Origin of the sequence: Kitasatospora sp. NPDC057692 (assembly GCF_042799475.1) — a bacterium.
Taxonomy (GTDB): domain Bacteria; phylum Actinomycetota; class Actinomycetes; order Streptomycetales; family Streptomycetaceae; genus Kitasatospora.
Genome location: NZ_JBHVIV010000200.1, coordinates 266 through 1,365, shown reverse-complemented (window position 1 = coordinate 1,365; position 1,100 = coordinate 266). Strand labels below are relative to the sequence as shown.

The 1,100-nt window shown below is 40.4% G+C and carries 1 protein-coding gene; it reads left to right on the top strand.

Annotated features, from left to right (window positions below):
• Positions 1-1,099 (top strand): conjugal transfer protein (locus tag ACFVFS_RS40785; RefSeq protein ID WP_380630175.1); only part of this gene is annotated, 1,099 nt, incomplete at its 5' end.
• Position 1,100 lies beyond the last annotated feature (1 nt).

Here is a 1,100-nt window from a genome sequence, read left to right as displayed (position 1 = left end):
CCCCAAGTTGACGGCGCAATTTATTGAAAGGGGGAGACAAATGGGATTAGGCGGTTTGAAAGAAAAAGTGTCCGACATTTTTTCAGACAATAAGATCAAGCGGAGCAAAAAAGAAAGCCGTAAATTGCCAAAGGCACGAAATGGTAAAGGCGCTGTCATATTTATTTGGCTGCTGATCGGTGTTGTTGGATTGTCTGGAATATTAGCTTTTGGTCGTTCGCAAAATGCACTGAATCGGTCTAAAGCTACTGCAACGGCACTCGCTGCTGTTACGGCTGGTCAGGATGAAAACGGATATGATGTTTACCGCAGTCCGAAAATGGAGATTTTCGCTAATCAAGTGGTCGATGAATACATGAATATTCCGCGCGATAGTGACCAAAAGAAGGCTCGTGAAGAAGCGCTCAAAAGTTATTATGCAGAAGGTTTAACGGTTGATCTAACTGGTGATGTAGGCGGATATAGGAAGTTGAATAATAAAACGCTGTATGATGTGCAGTTTGCCGATGATAAAGCGATCTTACAGTACCGTGTAGATTATGATAATGTCGCCGTTCAGGAAAAAGAGCGAGAGGTCGAGAAGAAAAAAGGCAAGAAAAAAGAAAAAGTGAAAGAGAAATACGAGGAGGAGAAAAAAACAGGCCGTTCTATGCTGCTGAATGTACCTGTAAAAGCTTCTAAAGGCGGTTATGCGGTTGTTTCTAACCTGTATTTTACGCCGTTGCCAGATGTGAAAACAAAAGGCGTACAAAGCGAAACTAACCCATTAGAAGATGAATCTGAAATTCAGGATGCACAGAAACAGCAGATTCAAAATTGGCTTAATGATTTCTTCAAAAAATATGCTGACGGAACGACAGATGATCTCACTTATATGATGGAGAAGCCGCAGGCTTTAAATGGGCAGCGTTCATTTGTCAGCTTAGAAAATCTCAAAGTCTATGCTTCAGGGAAAAATGGTTATATCGTAAAAACCAATGCGAAATTCCAAGAAAAAGACCTTGGAATTGAGAATACAGAAAGCTTCACAATGCACTTAAGTAAACGTGATGGTAAGTATTTTGTTGAAAAAATGGAAAACACACTAGGAGGAAAATAAC